This is a genomic window from Methylomonas methanica (assembly GCF_001644035.1).
Taxonomy (GTDB): domain Bacteria; phylum Pseudomonadota; class Gammaproteobacteria; order Methylococcales; family Methylomonadaceae; genus Methylomonas; species Methylomonas methanica_A.
This window is the reverse complement of record NZ_LUUG01000127.1, coordinates 1-1336: the sequence shown is the minus strand read 5'-3', so window position 1 is coordinate 1336 and position 1336 is coordinate 1. Positions and strand designations below refer to the sequence as shown.

Sequence of the window (1336 nt, the reverse complement as noted above, 5' to 3'; positions counted from 1 at the left end):
GTAGATACTCTGTTCAAAGTCAACGAAAACGTACCATTTTTTACTCGGCGATGATAGGTGCCGGAATGGCATAAAACCGTGTGTTATCAAACGGCTGATCGTGCTTTAACATGCCATGAATCGCATGTAGTAATTTACGCATCACGGCGCAGACGGCTTGTAAGGGTTTCTTGCCATTGTCGACCAAGTGGTGAAAATAAGCGCTGATATGGGGATCATGCTGTTTGGCGCTCAAAGCAGGCATATACAATGCAGAGCGGATATGCCGGTTACCCGCTTTGGATAGGCGCATCTTTTTGTGTACGCTTTTGCCGGATTCGAACGCCTTGGGATCGAGCCCGGCAAACTTAACCCACTCACGGTGGGACAGATTCGGCGGTAATAACAACAGCTCGCCCATTAAAGCAATCGCACTGGTTTGGGCAATGCCTTTGATGCCGGTTAATAACTCAAATATTCGCTTGAGCGACGGGTCATCGGTGATCAAAATCATCGCTTCCACGGCCAACGCATCAATGCGTTTTTCCAATTGACTGATCGCCAGCTTGGCATCGCGCAGTAACGCCTTCGGGGTTTCCCGAGTGGCACTCAGCGCATGCAGATGATTTTTCGCGGCGGCCTTCTGACTGGTCAGCGCATCGATGCGGCGGGCAAAACCGCGCAAAGCCAAAACTTGGTTCGAAGGGCGAGTCCAGGCCACAAAGTCCATGCGCTCGACGTATTCGGCCAGGGTATTGGCATCGACGACGTCGGTTTTGCTGTTCCTCATCAAGACCTTGGCGAAGTTATGCGAAGCCTTGGGATTGACGACCATCACGGGAATACCGGCGTCATGCAGCGCAATCGCCAGATCGAAATGGTAAATGCCGGTGGCTTCCAAACAAACCTTGATGCCCGGCAGTTTGAGCAGTTTATTGACCAAGCGCGCGCGGTCAGAGCGGGTATTGGCATATTTTTGTGGATCGAACGGCTTGCCATTCTTACGGATCACCAGCACCAATTCATCCGCACCGACATCCACTCCGGCAAAAAGGCGGTGGATAGATTCAGCGGTGGCATTGATAGGGAGGTTTGTCATAATCGTATTTTTAACACCGTTAAAGGGAAGTACACTATTCACCGGTTCCCGACCCTGCGCATGCACCTACCTTCCTTGTGTATGCAGGCTCTAAGCCTCGGATACTCCACGGTATGGGTGAATAGGGCGGGGGCCAATCTACGGCACAGGCTCTGGTAATTACCAGTCCTCAGGCTGGGACGGCCTCCCAATGAACGATGACAGCTTAATTGGTTTTTCTGGGCTATCGGTTGTTAAAATTCATCATACAAGGCTGGG

General features: G+C 51.5%; 1 protein-coding gene. It reads right to left on the bottom strand.

All coding sequences use genetic code 11. The features are described from left to right. Positions 1-40: 40 nt before the first annotated feature. Positions 41-1078: an IS110 family transposase gene (locus A1332_RS22525; protein WP_064010649.1), complete on the bottom strand. Its 1038-nt coding sequence runs from the start codon at positions 1076-1078 to the stop codon at positions 41-43. Positions 1079-1336 lie beyond the last annotated feature (258 nt).